Origin of the sequence: Streptomyces sp. SCSIO 75703 (assembly GCF_036607905.1) — a bacterium.
Classification (GTDB): Bacteria; Actinomycetota; Actinomycetes; order Streptomycetales; family Streptomycetaceae; genus Streptomyces.
In genome coordinates this window covers 2,772,329-2,791,929 of the sequence record NZ_CP144555.1, presented here as the reverse complement: position 1 = coordinate 2,791,929, position 19,601 = coordinate 2,772,329, and the positions used below count along the sequence as shown (strand labels likewise).

Annotated in this window: 19 protein-coding genes; 16 read left to right on the top strand and 3 right to left on the bottom strand. The window is 75.5% G+C overall.

Annotated elements, in window-relative coordinates:
* Positions 1 to 200: 200 nt before the first annotated feature.
* The 8 genes from VM636_RS12005 (at position 201) to VM636_RS11970 (ending at position 9,114) form a co-directional block, all read left to right on the top strand.
* Positions 201 to 983, top strand: a complete 783-nt coding sequence (locus VM636_RS12005; RefSeq protein ID WP_338484351.1) for a hypothetical protein — start codon at positions 201 to 203, stop codon at positions 981 to 983.
* Between the two features lie 148 nt (positions 984 to 1,131).
* On the top strand, positions 1,132 to 2,979 hold the full coding sequence (gene glmS / locus VM636_RS12000; RefSeq protein ID WP_030420811.1) for a glutamine--fructose-6-phosphate transaminase (isomerizing): 1,848 nt from the start codon (positions 1,132 to 1,134) through the stop codon (positions 2,977 to 2,979).
* Positions 2,980 to 3,075: 96 nt separating this feature from the next.
* Entirely contained in the window at positions 3,076 to 3,447 is a 372-nt protein-coding gene (locus VM636_RS11995) for a holo-ACP synthase (RefSeq protein WP_030420810.1), read from the top strand.
* A gap of 55 nt (positions 3,448 to 3,502) precedes the next feature.
* Positions 3,503 to 4,948: a bifunctional ADP-dependent NAD(P)H-hydrate dehydratase/NAD(P)H-hydrate epimerase gene (locus VM636_RS11990; protein WP_030420809.1), complete on the top strand. Its 1,446-nt coding sequence runs from the start codon at positions 3,503 to 3,505 to the stop codon at positions 4,946 to 4,948.
* Between the two features lie 638 nt (positions 4,949 to 5,586).
* On the top strand, positions 5,587 to 6,759 hold the full coding sequence (gene alr / locus VM636_RS11985) for an alanine racemase (protein WP_030420808.1): 1,173 nt from the start codon (positions 5,587 to 5,589) through the stop codon (positions 6,757 to 6,759).
* Between the two features lie 216 nt (positions 6,760 to 6,975).
* The gene (locus VM636_RS11980) at positions 6,976 to 8,241 is read left to right on the top strand and encodes an alpha/beta hydrolase (protein WP_338484347.1); all 1,266 of its coding nucleotides are present in this window, start codon (positions 6,976 to 6,978) and stop codon (positions 8,239 to 8,241) included.
* On the top strand, positions 8,183 to 8,782 hold the full coding sequence (gene tsaE / locus VM636_RS11975; protein ID WP_053913242.1) for a tRNA (adenosine(37)-N6)-threonylcarbamoyltransferase complex ATPase subunit type 1 TsaE: 600 nt from the start codon (positions 8,183 to 8,185) through the stop codon (positions 8,780 to 8,782). Before VM636_RS11980 ends, tsaE begins: the two co-directional genes overlap by 59 nt.
* A 170-nt stretch (positions 8,783 to 8,952) precedes the next feature.
* A complete protein-coding gene (locus VM636_RS11970; RefSeq protein WP_199809396.1) occupies positions 8,953 to 9,114 on the top strand; it encodes a hypothetical protein in 162 nt (53 codons plus the stop codon).
* Positions 9,115 to 9,130: 16 nt separating this feature from the next.
* Here the strand turns inward: VM636_RS11970 and VM636_RS11965 are convergent, their stop codons facing one another.
* The gene (locus VM636_RS11965) at positions 9,131 to 9,682 is read right to left on the bottom strand and encodes a hypothetical protein (RefSeq protein WP_030420805.1); all 552 of its coding nucleotides are present in this window, start codon (positions 9,680 to 9,682) and stop codon (positions 9,131 to 9,133) included.
* Between the two features lie 165 nt (positions 9,683 to 9,847).
* On the opposite strand from VM636_RS11965, the gene tsaB reads away from it, so the two are divergent.
* The 4 genes from tsaB to VM636_RS11945 are packed head-to-tail and all read left to right on the top strand — an operon-like array spanning position 9,848 to position 12,393.
* The gene (tsaB, locus tag VM636_RS11960; protein WP_030420804.1) at positions 9,848 to 10,501 is read left to right on the top strand and encodes a tRNA (adenosine(37)-N6)-threonylcarbamoyltransferase complex dimerization subunit type 1 TsaB; all 654 of its coding nucleotides are present in this window, start codon (positions 9,848 to 9,850) and stop codon (positions 10,499 to 10,501) included.
* A gap of 29 nt (positions 10,502 to 10,530) precedes the next feature.
* Entirely contained in the window at positions 10,531 to 11,046 is a 516-nt protein-coding gene (gene rimI, locus VM636_RS11955; protein WP_107439854.1) for a ribosomal protein S18-alanine N-acetyltransferase, read from the top strand.
* Positions 11,039 to 12,139, top strand: coding sequence for a tRNA (adenosine(37)-N6)-threonylcarbamoyltransferase complex transferase subunit TsaD (gene tsaD / locus VM636_RS11950; protein WP_030420802.1), 1,101 nt, complete (start codon positions 11,039 to 11,041; stop codon positions 12,137 to 12,139). Before rimI ends, tsaD begins: the two co-directional genes overlap by 8 nt.
* Entirely contained in the window at positions 12,136 to 12,393 is a 258-nt protein-coding gene (locus VM636_RS11945; protein ID WP_030420801.1) for a hypothetical protein, read from the top strand. The genes tsaD and VM636_RS11945 overlap by 4 nt, the downstream gene beginning before the upstream one ends.
* Before the next feature lie 34 nt (positions 12,394 to 12,427).
* Here the strand turns inward: VM636_RS11945 and VM636_RS11940 are convergent, their stop codons facing one another.
* Positions 12,428 to 14,770, bottom strand: coding sequence for a glycoside hydrolase family 3 N-terminal domain-containing protein (locus tag VM636_RS11940; RefSeq protein ID WP_030420800.1), 2,343 nt, complete (start codon positions 14,768 to 14,770; stop codon positions 12,428 to 12,430).
* A 138-nt stretch (positions 14,771 to 14,908) separates the two neighbouring features.
* Here VM636_RS11940 and VM636_RS11935 point away from each other — a divergent pair, with 138 nt between their 5' ends.
* Positions 14,909 to 15,961, top strand: coding sequence for a LacI family DNA-binding transcriptional regulator (locus tag VM636_RS11935; RefSeq protein WP_030420799.1), 1,053 nt, complete (start codon positions 14,909 to 14,911; stop codon positions 15,959 to 15,961).
* Between the two features lie 78 nt (positions 15,962 to 16,039).
* Here VM636_RS11935 and VM636_RS11930 read toward each other — a convergent pair whose 3' ends face one another.
* Positions 16,040 to 17,227: a methyltransferase domain-containing protein gene (locus tag VM636_RS11930; protein WP_338484343.1), complete on the bottom strand. Its 1,188-nt coding sequence runs from the start codon at positions 17,225 to 17,227 to the stop codon at positions 16,040 to 16,042.
* A gap of 162 nt (positions 17,228 to 17,389) precedes the next feature.
* Here VM636_RS11930 and VM636_RS11925 point away from each other — a divergent pair, with 162 nt between their 5' ends.
* The 3 genes from VM636_RS11925 (at position 17,390) to groES (ending at position 19,501) form a co-directional block, all read left to right on the top strand.
* Complete coding sequence (locus VM636_RS11925) at positions 17,390 to 18,259, top strand: polysaccharide deacetylase family protein (protein ID WP_030420797.1); 870 nt, start codon at positions 17,390 to 17,392, stop codon at positions 18,257 to 18,259.
* Entirely contained in the window at positions 18,256 to 18,990 is a 735-nt protein-coding gene (locus tag VM636_RS11920; RefSeq protein ID WP_338484342.1) for a polysaccharide deacetylase family protein, read from the top strand. The genes VM636_RS11925 and VM636_RS11920 overlap by 4 nt, the downstream gene beginning before the upstream one ends.
* Positions 18,991 to 19,192: 202 nt before the next feature.
* Complete coding sequence (groES, locus tag VM636_RS11915) at positions 19,193 to 19,501, top strand: co-chaperone GroES (protein ID WP_019329594.1); 309 nt, start codon at positions 19,193 to 19,195, stop codon at positions 19,499 to 19,501.
* Positions 19,502 to 19,601 lie beyond the last annotated feature (100 nt).

The window sequence follows — 19,601 nt, the reverse complement described above, 5'->3', positions numbered from 1 at the left end:
GCTGGTGGGAGGCGTGAGCGGCGGTGGGCGGCGAGGGCTCGGGGCGCGGCCGGCCGCAGCCGGGGGGCACGGTGGATCACGTCCCTGTCACGGTCGGGTACCGGGTCGAGACACGAAGATCAACTGTGTGCGTCCTGTGCGTAAGGTGCGCGCGAAGCCTGTGGGCTCCTCCATGGGTCCGGAAGAAAGAGCTGCCCGACGTGACAACCCACGCCGTCCGCCGTACCGCCCTCGCGGCCTCCGCCGCCGCCCTGGTCCTCCTGGTCACCGCCTGCGGCGGTTCCTCGGACGACGGCAAGAAGGACGACGGCAACGCCAAGGCCGACCCGACCGCGTCGGCCGCCCCGGCGGCCAAGCCGCTCACCGCCGACGAGCTGGAGAAGGCCGCGCTGACCCAGGCGGACCTCAAGAGCGGCAAGGTCACCGACAAGATCGCGGCGGACGAGGACGCCACCAAGGACAAGGTGACGTCCGACGACGCCGCCTGCCTGCCGCTCGCCCACGCGCAGAGCGGCGTGGCCCAGGGCGACCCCGCGGCCACCGTGAAGCGGTCCTGGACCCGTGAGCCCGAGAAGCCCTCGGGCGACCTGTCCCCGGAGGAGATGCTGCTCGCCTCCATGGCCGTGGACCAGGCGTTCGTGACGCTCTCCTCCTACGAGGGCGGTGCCGAGCAGCCGCTGAAGGACCTGGCCGAGGCGGCCGGGAAGTGCTCCGGCGGGTTCACCACGACCGTGCTCGGCGAGGAGCTGAAGGTCGAGAAGGTCGCGGTGACCGAGGCGCCCGAGGGCGGGGACGAGGGCCTCGCCTTCACCCTGACGGTGGCCGCCGAGGAGGACGTCAAGATGCCGCAGAAGGTCGTCGTGGTCCGCAAGGGCGCCACGCTCGCCTCGTTCACGGCCGTCAACTTCGCCTCCGCGGCCACGGGTGAGGACTTCGCGTTCCCGGCGGAGCTGGTGGACGCGCAGCTCCCGAAGCTCGGCTGACGGTTCTCGCCGGGGCCCGGACCGGTCGGCCGGGCCCGCGGAACGGCTGCGTTTTTTCCCACCGGGGCGTTCGTGCCCCGGTGGGAATTTCCGATTTCGGGCACGTGACGACAGGTTGGCGATCGAAGCTGACCGTAGTCTTTCGGTCATGTGCGGAATTGTGGGTTATGTGGGGTCTCGCTCGGCGCTCGACATCGTGATGGCCGGGCTCAAACGGCTGGAGTACCGGGGCTACGACTCGGCGGGCGTCACCGTGCTCGCGGACGGCGTCCTCGCTCCCGCCAAACGCGCCGGGAAGCTCGTCAACCTGGAGAAGGAACTCGCCGAGCGCCCGCTGCCCGCCGCCACCACCGGCATCGGCCACACCCGCTGGGCCACCCACGGCGCCCCCACCGACGCCAACGCCCACCCGCACCTCGACAACGCGGGCCGGGTCGCCGTCGTCCACAACGGCATCATCGAGAACTTCGCACACCTCCGCGCCGAGCTGGAGGGCCGCGGTCACACGCTGGCCTCCGAGACCGACACCGAGGTCGTCGCCCACCTGCTCGCCGAGGAGTACTCCGGCCGCGCCGACCTCGCCGAGGCGATGCGGCAGGTGTGCCGGCGGCTGGAGGGCGCGTTCACGCTGGTCGCGGTGCACGCGGACGCGCCCGGCGTGGTGGTCGGCGCCCGCCGCAACTCACCGCTGGTGGTCGGGGTCGGCGACGGGGAGTCCTTCCTCGCCTCCGACGTCTCCGCGTTCATCGCGCACACCCGGGACGCCGTCGAACTGGGCCAGGACCAGGTCGTCGAGCTGCGCCGGGACGGGGTCTCGGTCACCGGGTTCGACGGCCGTCCGGCCGACGTCCGCTCGTACCACGTCGACTGGGACGCCTCGGCCGCCGAGAAGGGCGGGTACGCCTCCTTCATGCTCAAGGAGATCGCCGAGCAGCCCAAGGCGGTCGCCGACACCCTGCTCGGCCGCGTCGACGGCTCCGGCTCGCTCACCCTCGACGAGGTGCGCATCCCCCCGGAACTGCTGCGCGAGCTGGACAAGGTCGTCATCGTCGCCTGCGGCACCGCCTTCCACGCCGGGCTGATCGCCAAGTACGCCATCGAGCACTGGACGCGCATCCCCTGCGAGGTGGAGCTGGCCAGCGAGTTCCGCTACCGCGACCCCATCCTCGACCAGCGCACCCTCGTGGTCGCCATCTCCCAGTCCGGGGAGACCATGGACACCCTCATGGCGCTGCGGCACGCCCGCGAGCAGGGCTCCCGGGTGCTGGCCATCTGCAACACCAACGGCTCCACCATCCCGCGCGAGTCCGACGCGGTGCTCTACACCTACGCCGGGCCCGAGGTCGCCGTCGCCTCGACCAAGGCGTTCCTCACCCAGCTCGTCGCCTGCTACCTCGTCGCCCTCTATCTCGGGCAGGTGCGCGGCACCAAGTACGGGGACGAGATCCGCGACGTCATCCGCGACCTGTCCCGGATCACCGGATCGGTGGAACGCGTGCTGGAGACCATGGAGCCGGTACGGGAACTGGCGCGCTCCCTCGCCCACCACGACACGGTGCTCTTCCTCGGCCGGCACGTGGGCCACCCGGTCGCCCTCGAAGGCGCCCTGAAGCTCAAGGAACTGGCCTACATGCACGCCGAGGGCTTCGCGGCGGGCGAGCTGAAGCACGGTCCCATCGCGCTGATCGAGGAGGACCTGCCGGTCGTCGTGGTCGTGCCGTCCCCGCGGGGGCGCTCCGTGCTCCACGACAAGATCGTGTCCAACATCCAGGAGATCCGGGCCCGGGGCGCGCGGACCATCGTCATCGCCGAGGAGGGCGACGAGGCGGTCGTGCCCTACGCCGACCACCTGATCCGGGTCCCGGCAACCCCCACCCTCCTCCAGCCCCTGGTGGCCACGGTCCCCCTCCAGGTCTTCGCCTGCGAACTCGCCACCGCCCGCGGCAACGAGGTCGACCAACCCCGCAACCTCGCCAAGTCGGTGACGGTGGAATGACGCCCGCCCGCCGCGGGGCCCGAAGGGGCGCGTCCCCGACGCCGGTGCGCACGCAGGGAACCGGAACCGCGGGCGCGGCGTCGTAAGGTGCTCGGCATGGGGATTGTCGGGGTCGGGATCGACGTGGCCGAGGTCGAGCGGTTCGGGGCGGCGCTGGAGCGGACGCCCGCGCTCGCGCGGCGGCTCTTCCTGGAGAGCGAACTGCTGCTGCCCGGCGGCGAGCGCCGGGGCGTCGCCTCGCTCGCCGCGCGCTTCGCGGCCAAGGAGGCGCTGGCCAAGGCGCTCGGCGCCCCCGCCGGCCTGCTCTGGACCGACGCCGAGGTGTACGTCGAGGACAGCGGCCGGCCCCGCCTGCGCGTCACCGGGACCGTCGCGGCCCGCGCCGCCGAACTCGGCGTGTCGTCCTGGCACGTGTCCCTGAGTCACGACGCGGGCGTGGCCTCGGCCGTCGTCATCGCGGAGGGCTGACGCGTTCGGCGGTGCGGTCCGTGACGCTCCCGCCACACGGGGAAGACTGCACGGCATGCGTACTGCGTACCACGTGGAGACGGTCCGGGCCGCCGAACGGGCCCTGATGGCACGGCTGCCGGACGGCGCCCTGATGCAACGGGCCGCGGCCGGTCTCGCCGCCGCCTGCGCCGAGCTCCTCGGCCGCGTCTACGGCAGCCGTGTCGTCCTGCTCGTCGGCAGCGGCGACAACGGCGGCGACGCCCTCTGGGCCGGGGCCCGCCTCGCCCGGCGCGGTGCCGGCGTCACCGCCGTCCTGCTCGCCCCCGGCCGCGCGCACCCCGGCGGGCTCGCCGCGCTGCGCCGGGCCGGCGGTATCACCGTCCCCGCCGCCGACGGCGTACCCCCCGTCGAGCGGGCCGACCTCGTCCTCGACGGCATCGTCGGCATCGGCGGCACCGGCGGGCTGCGCGCCGAGGCCGTGCCGCTCGCCGAGGCCGCCCACCGCTCCCGGGCCGCCGTCGTCGCCGTCGACCTGCCGAGCGGCGTCGACGCCGACACCGGGCAGGTGCGCGGCGCCGCCGTCCGCGCCGATCTGACCGTCACCTTCGGCACCCACAAACCCGCCCTGCTCGTCGACCCCGCCCGGGAACACGCCGGGTCGGTGAGGCTCGTCGACATCGGCCTGGAACTCCCCGACGACCCCCTCCTGGAGGCCCTCCAGCACGCCGACGTGGCCCGGCTGCTGCCGGTGCCCGCCGCGGAGAGCGACAAGTACCGGCGCGGCGTCGTCGGCATCGCCGCCGGCTCCGCCCGCTACCCCGGCGCCGCCGTCCTCGCCGTCTCCGGCGCCCTGCGCGGCGGCGCGGGCGCGGTGCGCTACGTCGGGCCCGCCGCCGACGCCGTGATCGCCCGCTACCCCGAGACCCTCGTCTCCGACCAGGGGCCGAAGAGGGCGGGGCGCGTGCAGGCGTGGGTCGTGGGACCCGGCGCCGGCGACGACGCCCGCGCCGTCACACAGGTGCTGGCCCAGGACGTGCCCGTCCTCGTCGACGCCGACGGACTGCGGCTGGCACCGGCCCGCGACGTGCGCCGGCGCACGGCACCCACGCTGATGACCCCGCACGCCGGTGAGGCCGCCGCCCTGCTCGGCGTGGGCCGGGACGAGGTCGAGGGGGCGCGGCTGGACGCCGTACGGGAGCTGGCCGGGCGGTACCGGGCGACCGTGCTGCTCAAGGGCTCGACCACGGTGGTCGCCGCGCCCGACGGCGGGCCCGTGCGGGCCAACGCGACCGGCACGCCCTGGCTCGCCACCGCCGGCAGCGGGGACGTCCTGTCGGGGCTCGCCGGCTCCCTGCTCGCGGCGGGGCTCCCGGCGCTGGACGCGGCGAGCGCGGGCGCGTACGTGCACGGACTCGCCGGCCGGCTCGCGGCCCGGCACGCGCCCGCCGGGGCGCACGACGTCGCCGACGCGATCCCCCGGGCGTGGCGGAACGTCCGGGAGGCGGCGGAGGACGACTGAGGGCCCGCGCCCGCCCCCGGACCGGCGGCACGCGGGCGCCGTCCGGCGCGGGCGGGCGGTCGGTCGGGTGGGGGGCGTTGTCCGGGGGCAGGGCGTCGCGGTCGGTCGGGGGGCGTTGTCCGGGGGCGGGCGCCGTCGGTCGGGGGCGTGGCGCGGGTGGCCGTCACCAGCCCCGGGGGCCGCCGTGCCCGTCGGTTCGAAGGTGCGGCCGAGGCCGCTGCGTGGGCCGGCGCGGCGGTGCCGGTCCGGCCCCGGCGCGGGGACGCTGCCGGACGGGGGCCGCGTGGCCGGTCGCCGCCCGGGGCGGGGCGCCGTCGGCCCGGCGGGCGGTCGCGGCGGTGACGGCCCCCGGCCACCGCCCCCGGTCCCGTCGGCGGGGCGGCGCGGCTCGGGCGGGCCGGGTGGTGGGCGACCGGTCTCCGTGCGGACACATCCGAGCCCGGGGCGGCTCGTTCGCGGGGGCCGGGGTTTATGCTTCGGCGCCGGTGCTTGGCGTGCCTCGCCCGGCGTCGTCGCCGGTCATGAGCCACCCGCCGGCCCGGCGTCCCGTCCGCGGGGTGGCTCGCCCCTTCCCCGTACCGTTCCCGGCACGTGGCCGGAGGCAGGGGGGCGGGGTGCTCCTGAGAGACTGGTGGACGATGACTGAGAATGCTGGCCGCCGGACCGCGCCCCTGCGGGCCCGCGCGGAGATCGACCTGGCCGCCCTGCGGGCCAACGTGCGCACCCTGCGCGAACGGGCCCCCGGAGCGTCCTTCATGGCCGTCGTCAAGGCCGACGCCTACGGCCACGGCGCGATCCCCTGCGCCCGCGCCGCCGTGGCCGCCGGAGCGAACTGGCTCGGCACCGCCACCCCGCAGGAGGCCCTCGCGCTGCGCGCCGGGGCGGACCTCCCCGAGGACGTGCGGATCATGTGCTGGCTCTGGACGCCCGGCGGGCCCTGGCGCGAGGCCGTCGAGGCCCGCCTGGACGTCTCCGTCGGCGCGCTGTGGGCGCTGGACGAGGTCGGCGAGGCCGCCCGGCGGGCGGGGCACCCCGCCCGCGTGCACCTGAAGGCCGACACCGGCCTCGGACGCGGCGGCTGCCAGCCCGGGGACTGGGACGAGCTGGTCGGCGAGGCGCTGCGCGCCGAGCGCGAGGGGCTGATCCGGATCACCGGCGTCTGGTCCCACCTGGCCTGCGCCGACGAGCCCGGACACCCCGCCACCGCCGCCCAGCTCGCGCGCTTTTGCGAGATGACCGAGCGGGCCGAGGAGCGGGGCGCCCGCTTCGAGGTGCGGCACATCGCCAACTCGGCGGCCACGCTGACCCTCCCGGAGAGCCACTTCGACCTGGTCCGGGCCGGCATCGCCCTCTACGGCGTCTCGCCCAGCCCCGAGCTGGGTTCCCCCGCCGACCTCGGCCTGCGCCCGGTGATGCGGCTGTCCGCGTCGCTCGCGCTGGTCAAGGACGTCCCCGGCGGCCACGGCGTCGGCTACGGGCACCACTACACGACCCCCGGCCCGACCACCCTCGGCCTCGTCCCGCTCGGCTACGCGGACGGCGTCCCGCGCCACGCCTCGCACACCGGCCCGGTGCTGGTCGACGGCAAGTGGCGCACGGTGGCGGGGCGGATCGCGATGGACCAGTTCACCGTCGACCTCGGCGGCGACCGGCCCGCCGCGGGCACGGAGGCGGTGCTGTTCGGCCCCGGCGACGGCGGCGAGCCCACCGCCGGGGACTGGGCGCAGGCCGCCGGCACCATCGGGTACGAGATCGTCACCCGCGTCGGAACACGGGTGCCCCGCGTCTACGTTGACGGTGAGCGGGCCTAGACCGGTCTGCCGGACCGGGCGGCCACCGGGCGGCGGGCCACCGGCCCACCGGCCCACCGGAGCGGACGGCCCCGTCGGGTCGCCGGCCCCGGGCGGTCCCGGAGCCCCCGCCCGCCGCGTACGGCGCACGGCCGGTCACCGCCCGTGCGCCTCACACGTACGGGTGAGAAAGCGACGAGAGGGAGCCGCCGGGCGGCCCGGTGAAGAGGAGCGTACGTGAGCGAGAGCAGAGCGGACGGTGCCGTGGGCGCCGCGGCGACCGCCGCCTCCGCCGCGGACGGCTGGCGCCGGACCACCGGCATCGCCGGGGTCGCCCTGGGCGTGGTCGCCGCGGGCGCCGCCGCCGGTGTGGCGATCGAACGGCTCACCGTGGGCCGCGGGATGCGCCAGAAGGCGCGGCTCGCCCTCGACGCGGCGGGACCCTACGGCGGGGTGCGGGGCACCCCCGGCCGGGCGTACGCCGACGACGGCACCGAGCTGTACTACGAGGTCGACGAGGTCGCCCCGGAGGCCGAGCCCGCCGCCCCCCGCCGCCGCCGGCTCTTCGGCCGCCGGGAGCCCGCCCCCGTGACCGTCGTCTTCTGTCACGGCTACTGCCTCAACCAGGACTCCTGGCACTACCAGCGCGCCGCCCTGCGCGGCGTCGTGCGCACCGTGCACTGGGACCAGCGCAGCCACGGGCGTTCCGGGCGGGGCGTGGCGCAGGCCCGCGACGGCGCGCCGCTCACCATCGAGCAGCTCGGCCGGGACCTGAAGGCGGTGATCGACGCGGCCGTGCCCGAGGGCCCGGTCGTGCTGGTCGGCCACTCGATGGGCGGCATGACCGTGATGGCCCTCGCGGACGCCTTCCCCGAACTGGTCCGCGAGCGGGTGGTGGGCGTCGCCCTGGTCGGCACGTCCTCCGGCCGGCTCGGCGAGGTGAGCTTCGGCCTCCCGGTGGCCGGGGTCAACGCGGTGCGCCGGGTGCTGCCGGGCGTGCTGAAGGCGCTGGGGCAGCGGGCCGAGCTGGTGGAGCGGGGGCGGCGGGCGACGGCGGACCTGTTCGCCGGGGTGATCAAGCGGTACTCGTTCGCGTCCCGGGACGTCGACCCGGCGGTGGCCCGGTTCGCCGAGCGGATGATCGAGTCGACGCCGATCGACGTGGTCGCCGAGTTCTACCCGGCCTTCACCGACCACGACAAGACCGAGGCCCTGGCCCACTTCGACGGGCTGCCGGTGCTGGTGCTGGCCGGCGTGCGGGACCTGATCACGCCCAGCGAGCACAGCGAGGCCATCGCCGACCTGCTCCCGGAGGCCGAATCGGTGCTGGTGCCGGACGCCGGGCACCTGGTCATGCTGGAGCACCCGGAGCTGGTCACCGACCGCCTCGCCGACCTGCTCGCCCGCGCGGGCGCCGTGCCGTCAGGGGCTACCGTTGGGGGCTATGGACGCAGCACCGCAGGACCCGGCACCGCAGGACCCGGCACCGCAGGACCCCGCTGAGGGCGCGCCCACCGTCGCGCTCACCGTCACCTCCGCCGAGGGGATGCGGGACCTGGGCCGCCGGCTGGCCAAGATGCTGCGCGCCGGTGACCTCGTGATGCTGAGCGGGGAGCTGGGCGCGGGCAAGACGACGCTGACCCGCGGGCTCGGCGAGGGGCTGGGCGTGCGGGGCGCCGTCACCTCGCCCACCTTCGTGATCGCCCGCGTGCACCCCTCCCTCGGCGACGGTCCGCCGCTGGTCCACGTCGACGCCTACCGGCTCGGCGGCGGACTGGACGAGATGGAGGACCTCGACCTGGACGTCTCCCTGCCCGCATCGGTGATCGTGGTGGAGTGGGGCGAGGGCAAGGTGGAGGAGCTGACCGAGGACCGGCTGCACCTGCGGATCGAGCGGACCACCGGCGCAACCGGCAGCGGCGGGAACGGCGGCGGCGCAAGCACCGGCGACACCGGCGACACCGGCGACGACGTGCGCCGGGTGACCCTGACCGGCCTCGGCGCCCGCTGGAGCACGGCCGACCTGAACGCCCTCGCCGCCTGAGCCCCGTCACCCCGGATTCCGGTGGGGACGCGGGGCGGCGGGCCACTCGGGGTGTTCCGACACGTTGTCGGCAAGATGTTGCGTTTCGGACCCGGGCCGTGATGACATGGTATCCAGTGCGTGGTTAGGCATGCCTAACCACGTCCGCCCCCGCCCGTCAGGAGGCGTCCATGCCCGAGTCCGCGAACCAGTCGAGGCCGCCCACCGCCCCCTCGGTCTCCGTACGGGATCTGCTCGCCGCGGGCGCCGCGGCCCTGGCCGTGTCGACACCGCCGCGCGCACCCGAACCGGCTTCCCGCCGCACCGCCCCCGAGCACCGCGAGGCCGCCTGAACCCGCGACGAGGACGCTACGGGACGACGACGACCTGCTGGCCGATCGTGGCGAACTGCCACATCGCGTCGCCGTCCGCGCGCTTCTCCCGGATCCCGCCGGTCGCCGCGGACGAGGTGGAGCGGGCCGACTCGTCCACGGCCGCGCTGAACCCGATGACCACGTCCCGGTTGCTGGCGAAGCGCACCACGTGCTCGACCGGCACGCCGTCCGACCCGGTGATCGCGTTCGAGCGGGACGTGACCGCGTAGGAGCCGGGCTCGGGGTCGACGCCGCCGGGCTCGACGGTGAAGGTCCGCTTGACCCTGCCGTTCGCCTCGACCAGCCAGACCCGGTCGTCGTCCAGGGAGTACACGACGCGTTCGCCCTTGCCGGACCCGGCGGGCAGCGCCTCCGGGTGGTTCCGGTCCCGGGGCGCCTTGGAGGCGCCGGGGCTGGGGGCGGCGTGCGCGTGGGCGCGGCTCATCTCCTCGGGGACGCGGGCCGCGGCCTGGTAGGCGAGGGCGCCCACCGCCGCGAGCGCCGCGGCGGTGAGTCCGGCCACGACGCCGGCGCTGCTGCTTGCCACGGGGGACCACCTCGGCAGTCGTACGCGTCGGACGTCCACGCGGGTACGTCAGGGGCGTCATAAGGGGCGTATCGGTCATGTGTCGTGCTTCCGGCGACGGTAGCAGCCGGGGGCGGTCTCGCCGGGGCGTCCGACACGAGCCGTCGTTCGCCGTAGGCTGTTCGCGTGCTCTTGCTCGCTCTGGATACCGCCACACCCGCCGTCACCGTCGCGCTGCACGACGGGACGGACGTCATCGCCTCGTCGAGCCAGGTGGACGCGCGCCGGCACGGGGAACTGCTGCTGCCCGCCGTCGACCGGGTGCTCTCCGAGGCCGGGCCGCGCCTCGCCGACGTCACCGCCATCGCCGTCGGGATCGGCCCCGGCCCGTACACGGGCCTGCGCGTCGGCCTGATGACCGCGGACACCTTCGGACTCGCGCTCGGCGTCCCGGTGCACGGCGTGTGCACGCTGGACGCGCTGGCGTACGCCGCGGACCTGGAGGAGCCCTTCGTGGTGGCGACCGACGCGCGCCGCAAGGAGGTCTACTGGGCGCGGTACGCCGACTCCCGCACCCGGCTGACCGACCCGGCCGTCGACCGCCCCGCCGCCCTCGCCGACGAGGTCGCGGGCCTGCCGTCCGTCGGCGCGGGCGCGCTGCTCTACCCGGACGTCTTCCCCCGCGCGCACGAGCCGGAGCACGTGTCGGCCGCCGCGCTGGCCCGGCTCGCCGTCCGGAGACTCGCGGCCGGCGAGGAACTGCCCGCGCCCCGGCCGCTGTACCTGCGCCGGCCGGACGCGCAGGTGCCCAGGAACTACAAGGTGGTCACCCCGAGGTGACCGGGCCCGTGACTGCCGAGCTGCGCGAGATGCGCTGGTGGGACATCGACCCCGTGCTCCGGCTGGAGCGCGAGCTGTTCCCGGAGGACGCCTGGTCGCGGGGGATGTTCTGGTCCGAGCTGGCCCACGCCCGCGGCCCCGGGGCGACCCGGCGGTACGTGGTCGCCGTGGCGCCCGCCGCCGAGGGCGAGGGCGAGGCGATCGTCGGCTACGCGGGGCTCACCGCCTCCGGCGATCAGGCCGACGTGCAGACCATCGCCGTCGCCCGCGCGCACTGGGGCACCGGTCTCGGCGCCCGGCTGCTGACCGAGCTGCTGCGGGCGGCGACCGCCTTCGACTGCGCCGAGGTGCTGCTGGAGTGCCGGGTGGACAACACCCGCGCCCGGAAGCTGTACGAGCGCTTCGGCTTCGAGGCCATCGGCGTCCGGCGCGGCTACTACCAGCCGGGCAACGTGGACGCCCTGGTGATGCGACTGACCACCGCGCCCGGCGGCGGCCCCGCCGCGGGCGCCGACCCCGTACAAGGAACCGACAACCATGGCTGACTCCCGCGACGAGCCTCTCGTACTGGGGATCGAGACCTCCTGCGACGAGACCGGTGTCGGCGTCGTCCGCGGCACCACCCTGCTGGCCGACGCCGTCGCCTCCAGCGTCGACGAGCACGCCCGTTTCGGCGGGGTCGTGCCGGAGGTGGCGAGCCGCGCCCACTTGGAGGCGATGGTCCCCACCATCGACCGGGCGCTGAAGGAGGCCGGGGTGAGCGCGCGCGACCTCGACGGCATCGCCGTCACCGCCGGCCCCGGACTCGCCGGCGCGCTGCTGGTCGGCGTCTCCGCGGCGAAGGCGTACGCGTACGCGCTCGGCAAGCCGCTGTACGGCGTCAACCACCTCGCCTCGCACATCTGCGTGGACCAGTTGGAGCACGGGCCGCTGCCGGAGCCGACGATGGCGCTGCTGGTCTCCGGCGGGCACTCCTCGCTGCTGCTGTCGGCCGACATCACCTCCGACGTCCGCCCGCTGGGCGCGACCATCGACGACGCGGCCGGCGAGGCGTTCGACAAGATCGCCCGCGTGCTGAACCTGGGCTTCCCCGGCGGCCCGGTCATCGACCGGTACGCACGCGAGGGCGACCCCACCGCCATCGCGTTCCCGCGCGGGCTGACCGGCCCGCGCGATCCCGCCTACGACTTCTCCTTCTCCGGCCTCAAGACCGCCGTGGCCCGCTGGATCGAGGCGAAGCGGGCGGCGGGGGAGGAGGTGCCGGTGCGCGACGTGGCGGCCTCCTTCCAGGAGGCGGTCGTCGACGTGCTCACCCGCAAGGCCGTCCGGGCCTGCAAGGACGAGGGCGTCGACCACCTGATGATCGGCGGCGGGGTGGCCGCCAACTCGCGGCTGCGGGCGCTGGCCCGGGACCGCTGCGAGGCGGCCGGCATCCGGCTGCGCGTGCCCCGGCCCAAGCTGTGCACGGACAACGGCGCCATGGTGGCCGCGCTCGGCGCCGAGATGGTCGCCCGGAACCGGGCCGCCTCCGACTGGGACCTGGCGGCCGACTCCTCGCTGCCGGTCACCGAACCGCACGTCCCGGGCGAGGCGCACGACCACGCCCACCACACCGGCGAGGGGAACCTGTACCCGTGACCGTCGCGCTGATGTGGGAGGCGCGGGCGCTGCCCGGCCGGGGCGGGGAACTGCTGGCCTGGGCGCGGGAGCGGGAACTGTCCCCGGCGCCGCTGCGCCGGGAGACCCTCCGCGCCCCGCAGGACCGCGTCCTCGTCATCACCTGGTGGGACGCCCCGTACGACGCCGAGTTGCCCGAACTGCCGGACCCCGACCCGGCGTTGGTCGGCCGCCCGGTCCACCGCTGGCGCTTCGAGTCGGTCGCCGCCGGCTGACGCGGGCCCCGGCCGGGCCCCGGGCGCGCGGGGGCTACGGCACCGGGGCCACCCGCACCGGGCAGCGCAGCCGCCGGCCGGGACCCGGGTCGCGGGCCGGTCCGGTCAGCGTCAGCCGGGCCGTGTGCCGCACCTCGGCGCTGGAGGCGGCGAGCCGTAGCTCCAGGGCGCCCGGCTCCACCACGCGGCGGCCCGCGCGGCCGGTGAACGCCGCGAGGTCCGGATGGAAGCGGAACGTCACCCGGCGGGCCTCGCCGGGCGCCAGTTCCACCCGCCGGTAGCCGATCAGCCGGACGTCCGGCCGGGTCACCGAGGCCACCGGATCGTGCAGGTAGAGCTGGACCACCTCGGCGCCGGGCCGCTCGCCGGTGTTGCGGACGGTCAGCGCGAGGTCGTACGCCTCGTCCGTGCCGAGCGCGGCCGCCTCGGCGCCGCCGGTGAAGTCCTCCCAGGCGAACGTCGTGTACGAGCGGCCGTGCCCGAAGGGGTAGAGCGGGGTCGGGTCGAGGTTGCTGACCTCGCCGGCCAGGCCCAGCGGGGGCTGGAGGTAGGTCCACGGCTGTCCGCCGGGCAGCCGCGGCACGCTCACCGGGAGCCGGCCCGAGGGGGTGACGCGGCCCGACAGCACGCCCGCGAGGGCCGGTCCGCCCTCCTCGCCCGGGAAGAACGCCTGGACGACGGCGCCGAGCCGGCCCGCCCAGCGGCCCAGCGCGTACGGGCGGCCGGTGAGCAGCACCAGCACCACCGGCACGCCGGTCGCCACCAGCGCGTCCAGCAGCGCGCCCTGCACGCCGGGCAGCCGCAGGTCGCTCGCGTCGCACCCCTCGCCCGAGGTGCCCCGGCCGAAGAGGCCCGCCCGGTCGCCCAGCACCGCGACGCACACATCGGCCTCGGTGGCCCGCGCGACCGCCTCCTCGAAACCGGAGACATCCGGTCCGGAGGTGTCGCAGCCTTGCGCGAACGTCACCTTGGCGTCGGGCAGTTCGGCGCGCAGGGCGTCCAGCGCGGTCGGGATGTCGATGCCCGTGGGCACCCCGGGGTGGTGGGGCAGCACATGGGAGGGGAAGGAGTAGCAGCCCAGCATGGCCAGGGCGTCGGCGGCCCGGGGGCCGACCACCGCGACGCGGGCGCCGGGGGCGAGCGGCAGCACGCCGTCCGGGTTGTCCAGTAGCACCACGGACTCCTCGGCCAGGCGGCGGGCGAGCGCGCGGTTGGCGGGGGAGTCGAGGTCGACGGCGGTCTCCCGCGGCCCGTCGGGCCCCTCCGCCGGCGGTGCCTCCGGCGCCCAGTCCGGGTCCAGCAGGCCCAGGGCGCACTTCTGGAGCAGCACCCGGCGGGCCGCCCGTTCGACCAGTTCCGCGGGGACCGTGCCCGCCCGGACCGCCTCCAGCAGCGGGGTGCCGTAGCACTTCAGGGTCGGCAGTTCGACGTCGACGCCGGCGTCGAGGGCCAGGTGCGCGGCCTCGGCGGGGGTGCCGGCGACGCGGTGCAGGGACTCCAGGAAGCCGACGCCGAAGTAGTCGGCGACCACCGTGCCGGTGAAGCCCCACTCCTCGCGGAGCAGGCCGGTCAGCAGCTCCGGGTCGGCGGAGGCGGGGACGCCGTCCGTCTCCGTGTACGCGGCCATCACCGACCGGGCGCCGCCCTCGCGCAGCGCCATCTCGAACGGCATCAGCGTGACGTCCGCGAACTCCCGCGCGCCCGCCCGCACCGGGGCCAGGTTCCGGGCGCCGGCCGAGGAGGCGTACCCGGCGAAGTGCTTGAGGGTGGCGACGACCCCGGCCGACTCCAGCCCGCGCACGTAGGCGCTGCCGATGGTGCCGACCAGGTACGGGTCCTCGCCGATCGTCTCCTCCACCCGGCCCCAGCGGGCGTCGCGGACGACGTCCAGGACGGGGGCGAGGCCCTGGTGGACGCCGACCGCGCGCAGGTCGTGGCCGATCCGCCGGGCCATCTCCTCGACCAGCTCGGGGTCGAAGGCGGCGCCCCAGGCAAGCGGCACCGGGTACGCGGTGGCCCGCCAGGCGGTGAAGCCGGCCAGGCACTCCTCGTGGGCGAGGGCGGGGATGCCGAAGCGGCCGGCCTCGGTGATGCGCCGCTGGGCGCGGGCGAGGGCGCGGGCGCCGAGGGCCGGTTCGACGGGGGCGGTGCCGAAGGGGCGGGTGAGCTGGCCGAGGCCGTGGGTGATCAGCTCGTCCCAGTCGTGGTCGGCGGACATCTGGTTCTGGAGCGGGGCGACGCCGTCGCCGTCCGTGGCGGCGCCCACCCACACGCCGTACAACTGGGCGGTCTTCTCCTCCAGGGTCATCCGGGACAGGAGGTCGTCGACGCGGGCGGCGGCGGTCAGGGCGGGGTCACGCCAGGGCGCGGTGGTCATGGAACTCCTGTCGGGGTGGACGGACGGCCCTCTCGCGAACGGGGTCACGAATGTTTCGATGTATCAATCGAATGTTCCGGAAACCTATGGCGCACGGGAGTCTTCGTCAAGGGGGCCGTCAGGGATACGATCGCCGCCATGACATCCCCGCAGCCCGCTGAAACCCGGACGCAAAGGCGGTCCGCCCAGACCGCGACGCTCGCCGAGATCGCCCGCGAGGCCGGCGTGTCGGCACCGACTGTTTCGAAGGTCCTCAACGGCCGTGCGGACGTGGCCCCCAGCACCCGCGCCCGCGTGGAGGGCCTGCTGCGCGCGCACGGCTACCGGCGCCGGCGGGCCGAGGCGACCCGCTCCCCGCTCATCGACCTGGTCTTCCACGAGCTGGAGAGCGCCTGGGCGATGGAGGTGATCCGGGGTGTGGAGAACGCGGCGCGGGACGCGGGGCTCAGCGTCGTCCTCTCCGAGAGCGCGGGGCGCCTGACCCCCGGGCGCACCTGGGCCGACCAGGTCGCCGCCCGCCGCCCGCACGGGGTGATCCTCGTCCTGTCCGGGCTGGACGAGTCGCAGCGGGCGCTGCTGACCAGCCGCTCCATCCCGTTCGTGGTGATGGACCCGGCCGGCGACCCGGGCGCCGACGTGCCGTCCATCGGCGCCACCAACTGGCAGGGCGGCCTCGCCGCCACCCGGCACCTGATCGACCTGGGGCACACCCGGATCGGCGCGATCAGCGGGCCGACCCGCATGATGTGCAGCCGCGCCCGCGTGGACGGCTACCGGGCGGCGCTGGAGACGGCCGGGCTGCCGGTGGACCCCGCGCTGATCGCCACCGGCGACTTCCACCACGAGGCCGGCTACCGGCAGGGCCTGGAACTGCTGCGCCGCCCCGACCGGCCGACCGCGGTCTTCGCCGGCAACGACCTCCAGGCGCTCGGGCTCTACGAGGCCGCGCGCGAACTGGGGCTGCGCATCCCGCGGGACCTGAGCGTGGTCGGCTTCGACGACCTGCCGGTGGCCCGCTGGGTGGGGCCGCCGCTGACGACCGTGCGGCAGCCGCTCACGGAGATGGCGGAGGCCGCCGCCCGGCTCGTCCTCGACCTGGGCCGCGACGACGGCCCGCCGGCGGCCACCCGGGTGGAACTGGCCACCAGCCTGGAGGTCCGCAGCAGTACGGCTCCGCCTCCGGCGGACTGACGAAGCCGGTCGGCCTGCCGGTCGAAACTTTCGGCGGTCCGGTGCGGTGCCGCCGTCCGCCGGGGCGGGCGGGCTCCGTCAGGCGCCCGCCGGGTGGCCCAGGAGGACCGTGGGGGCGCCCGCGACCCGGGTCAGGAAGACCGTGGCCGCGTGCGGGCCCTGGGGGCGGACCTTGCGGCGCAGTTCCTCCGGTTCGACCGCCGAGCCGCGCTTCTTCACGGTCAGCGTGCCGATGCCGCGCTCCCGCAGCAGCGCCTTGAGCTTCTTGACGTTGAACGGCATCCGGTCGGTGATCTCGTACGCCGTCGCGTACGGCGTCGCCACCAGGGTGTCGGAGGTCACGTAGGCGATGGTCGGGTCGAGCAGCCCGCCGCCGACCTGTTCGGCGGCCTCGGCGACGAGGTGGGCGCGGACGACGGCGCCGTCCGGCTCGTAGAGGTAGCGGCCGGGCGGGCGCACCGGCGGGTCCGGCAGGCGCCGGGAGAGCAGCGTGCGCGGCCCCGGCAGCAGCGTGGCCCGTACGGTGCCGGGCTCGGTGCCGAACCACAGCACGGCTTCCTTGACCTCGCCGCCGTCGGAGATCCACTCGGCCTCGGCGCCCTCGGGCACCACCTCGTGCGGGATGCCGGGGGCGAGCTTCAGCGCCGCGGCGCGCGGTGCGGTGCGGGCCGCGCCGACGGCCCAGGAGAGCGGCGGCGAGTACGCCTCGGGGTCGAAGATCCGGCCGCCGCCGGGCCGTGTGCCGCGCCGGGCCGGGTCGACGAAGACCGCGTCGCAGCCGCCCGTGCCGACGTCGGTGACGTCCGCCTCGCGCACCTCGATCAGCGCGTCGAGGCCCAGTTCCCGGGCGTTGGCGCGGGCCGCCGCCACCGTCACCGGATCGCGGTCCACGGCCAGCACCCGGATGCCCGCGCGGGCCAGCGCGATGGCGTCGCCGCCGATCCCGCAGCACAGGTCGGCCACCGACCGCACCCCGAGGGCGGCCAGCCGTCCGGCGCGGTGGGCGGCGACGCTCGCGCGGGTCGACTGCTCGACGCCGTGGGGGGTGAAGAACATCCTCCCGGCGTCCTCCGTCCCGAACTTGGCCACCGCCCGCTGCCGCAGGCGGGCCTGGCCGAGCGCGGCCGAGACCAGGTCCGGCGGGTGGGTGCGGCGCAGGCGGGTGGCGACCGCGAGTTCTCGGGCGGGATCGGTGCCGCGGACCTCGTCGAGGAGCGCACGGCCTTCGGGCGTGAGGAGCGCGTGGAGGGCTTCTGGGTCTTTCACCGGGTCATTGTGGGCCAGTCGGTGGAAGCCGCGCGCACGGCGCGGGTGTCGGGCCGGACACGGGGCCGGGCGCTGTCAGGATCCGAGACCATGCGAGTAGTCGTACAAAATGACAAAAGCCGGGCGAGACGCTTCCTCCGGGCGTCCACGCCGGGGGCCCGGATGTGCGGCGGTCTCGCCGCGCTCCTCGTCGCGGCCCTCGCCTCCGGCTGTGCGCAGGACGCGTCCCCCGAGCGGGACACCCCGGCCCGGCAGCCCCTCCAGGCGCCCCCCGCGGGCGCCCAGGAGGGCCCCGAGGCCAAGGCGCGGGCCGAACGCGCGGCCGTCGTCGCCGCGGCCAAGCGCTGGAACCTCGGCCGGGCCCCCCTCGTGGCACCCCCGCCCCCCGCCGAGAAGCCGGTGATCACCGCGCGCGCGGGCTTCGAGGTGGACGGACAGGAGGACCTGCCGCCGGTCTTCACCACCATCCCCACCGAGGACAAGGTCGTCTTCCTCACCATCGACGACGGCGCCGAGAAGGACCCGGAGTTCCTGCGCATGATGCACGAGCTGAAGGTCCCGTACACCGTCTTCCTCACCGACGAGGAGATCAAGGACGACTACGGCTACTTCCGGAAGATGCGCGACCTCGGCGTCACCCTCAACAACCACACCCTGACCCACCCGTACCTCCCCGCGCTCTCCTACGAGCAGCAGCGGCGGGAGATCTGCGGGATGCAGGACGTGATGGAGAAGCAGTACGGCACGCGCCCGGTCCTCTTCCGCCCGCCGTACGGCAACTACAACCGCGACACGCTCGCCGCCGCCAAGTCCTGCGGCATCCGCTACGCGCCCATCTGGGACGAGGAGGTCTACGTCGACCACTGGGAGTACCGCGAGTGGGACCGGAGCCTGCACCCCGGCGACATCGTCCTGAGCCACTTCCGCGGCCACGCCGACTGGGACGGCTCGATGACCGACCTCGCCCGGCGCTTCCTCGACAAGGTCACCGCCGAGGGCTACGCCGTCGCCCGGCTGGAGGACTACCTGTGAGGCGGGGGCGGTTCCGGACCGCCGGCGCCGCCCCGACGGCCGCCCTCGTGGCCCTGCTCCTCGCCGGCTGCGCCCCCTCCCCGGGCCCCGCCCCCGACGCCGCCGCCGGCAAGCCCGCCGCGCGCGCCGAGGTGCCGGACGCGGCGCTGCCGCCGGTCGTGGACCGCGTCCCCACCACCGACCGGGTGGTCTTTCTCACCTACGACGACGGGGCCGAGCGCGACCCCGGCTTCGCCGACGTGATCCGCGCACACCGGCTGCCCGTCACCCTGTTCCTCACCGAGAACGTCGCCGGCCCGGCCTACGGCCGGTTCGCCCGGCTGCGCTCGGTCGGCGCGAGCCTGCAGAACCACACCCTGGAACACCGCTCCCTGCGCGGACTGCCCTACGCCGGGCAGCGCGCCGAGATCTGCGGCCAGCGGCGCAAGCTCGACTCCCGCTTCGGCATCCGCCCCCACCTGCTCCGCCCGCCCCACGGCACGTACGACACCACGACCCTGCGGGCCGCCGCCGACTGCGGCGTCACCGCGCTCGTCCTGTGGCGCGCGACCGCCGGCGCGGGCGGCGACCTCGTCTTCACCGGCGGCGAGCAGCGGCTGCGGCCCGGCGACATCATCGCCGTCGACCCGGACGAGCCGGCCGGTCCACCGCCCGGCGAGACCACGCTGCGGCTGCTGCGGACCATCGGGGAACAGGGGCTGGCGGTGGGGCGGCTGGAGGACTACCTCTGACCCCCGGCCCGGCGACGCGACGCGGGGAATTGGCACTCCGCTTGACCGAGTGCTAATCGCGGTCATAGTCTCAGGTCTGGCACTCCCCCCAGGAGAGTGCCAACAAAGCGACGGGCAGGTCCGGCACCCGCGACGACGGATCGACCTGGTCGCCACCTCAGACAGTTAACCCCGTGAGATCTCCGAAGGGGGAGGTCGGATCGTGACGACCGCCAGCTCCAAGGTTGCCATCAAGCCGCTCGAGGACCGCATCGTGGTCCAGCCGCTCGACGCCGAGCAGACCACGGCTTCGGGCCTGGTCATTCCGGACACCGCCAAGGAGAAGCCCCAGGAGGGCGTCGTCCTGGCCGTGGGCCCGGGCCGCTTCGAGGACGGTAACCGTCTTCCGCTCGACGTCTCCGTCGGCGACGTCGTGCTCTACAGCAAGTACGGCGGCACCGAGGTGAAGTACAACGGCGAGGAGTACCTCGTCCTCTCGGCCCGCGACGTGCTCGCGATCGTCGAGAAGTAAGTCGACTCACCTCGACTCCTGCTCAGCAGCTGCGCCCCTGGCCCCCGCGGACGACAAGAAGCCGGGCGCCCGGGGCGCAGTCAGTTTTCTAGATTTCCGA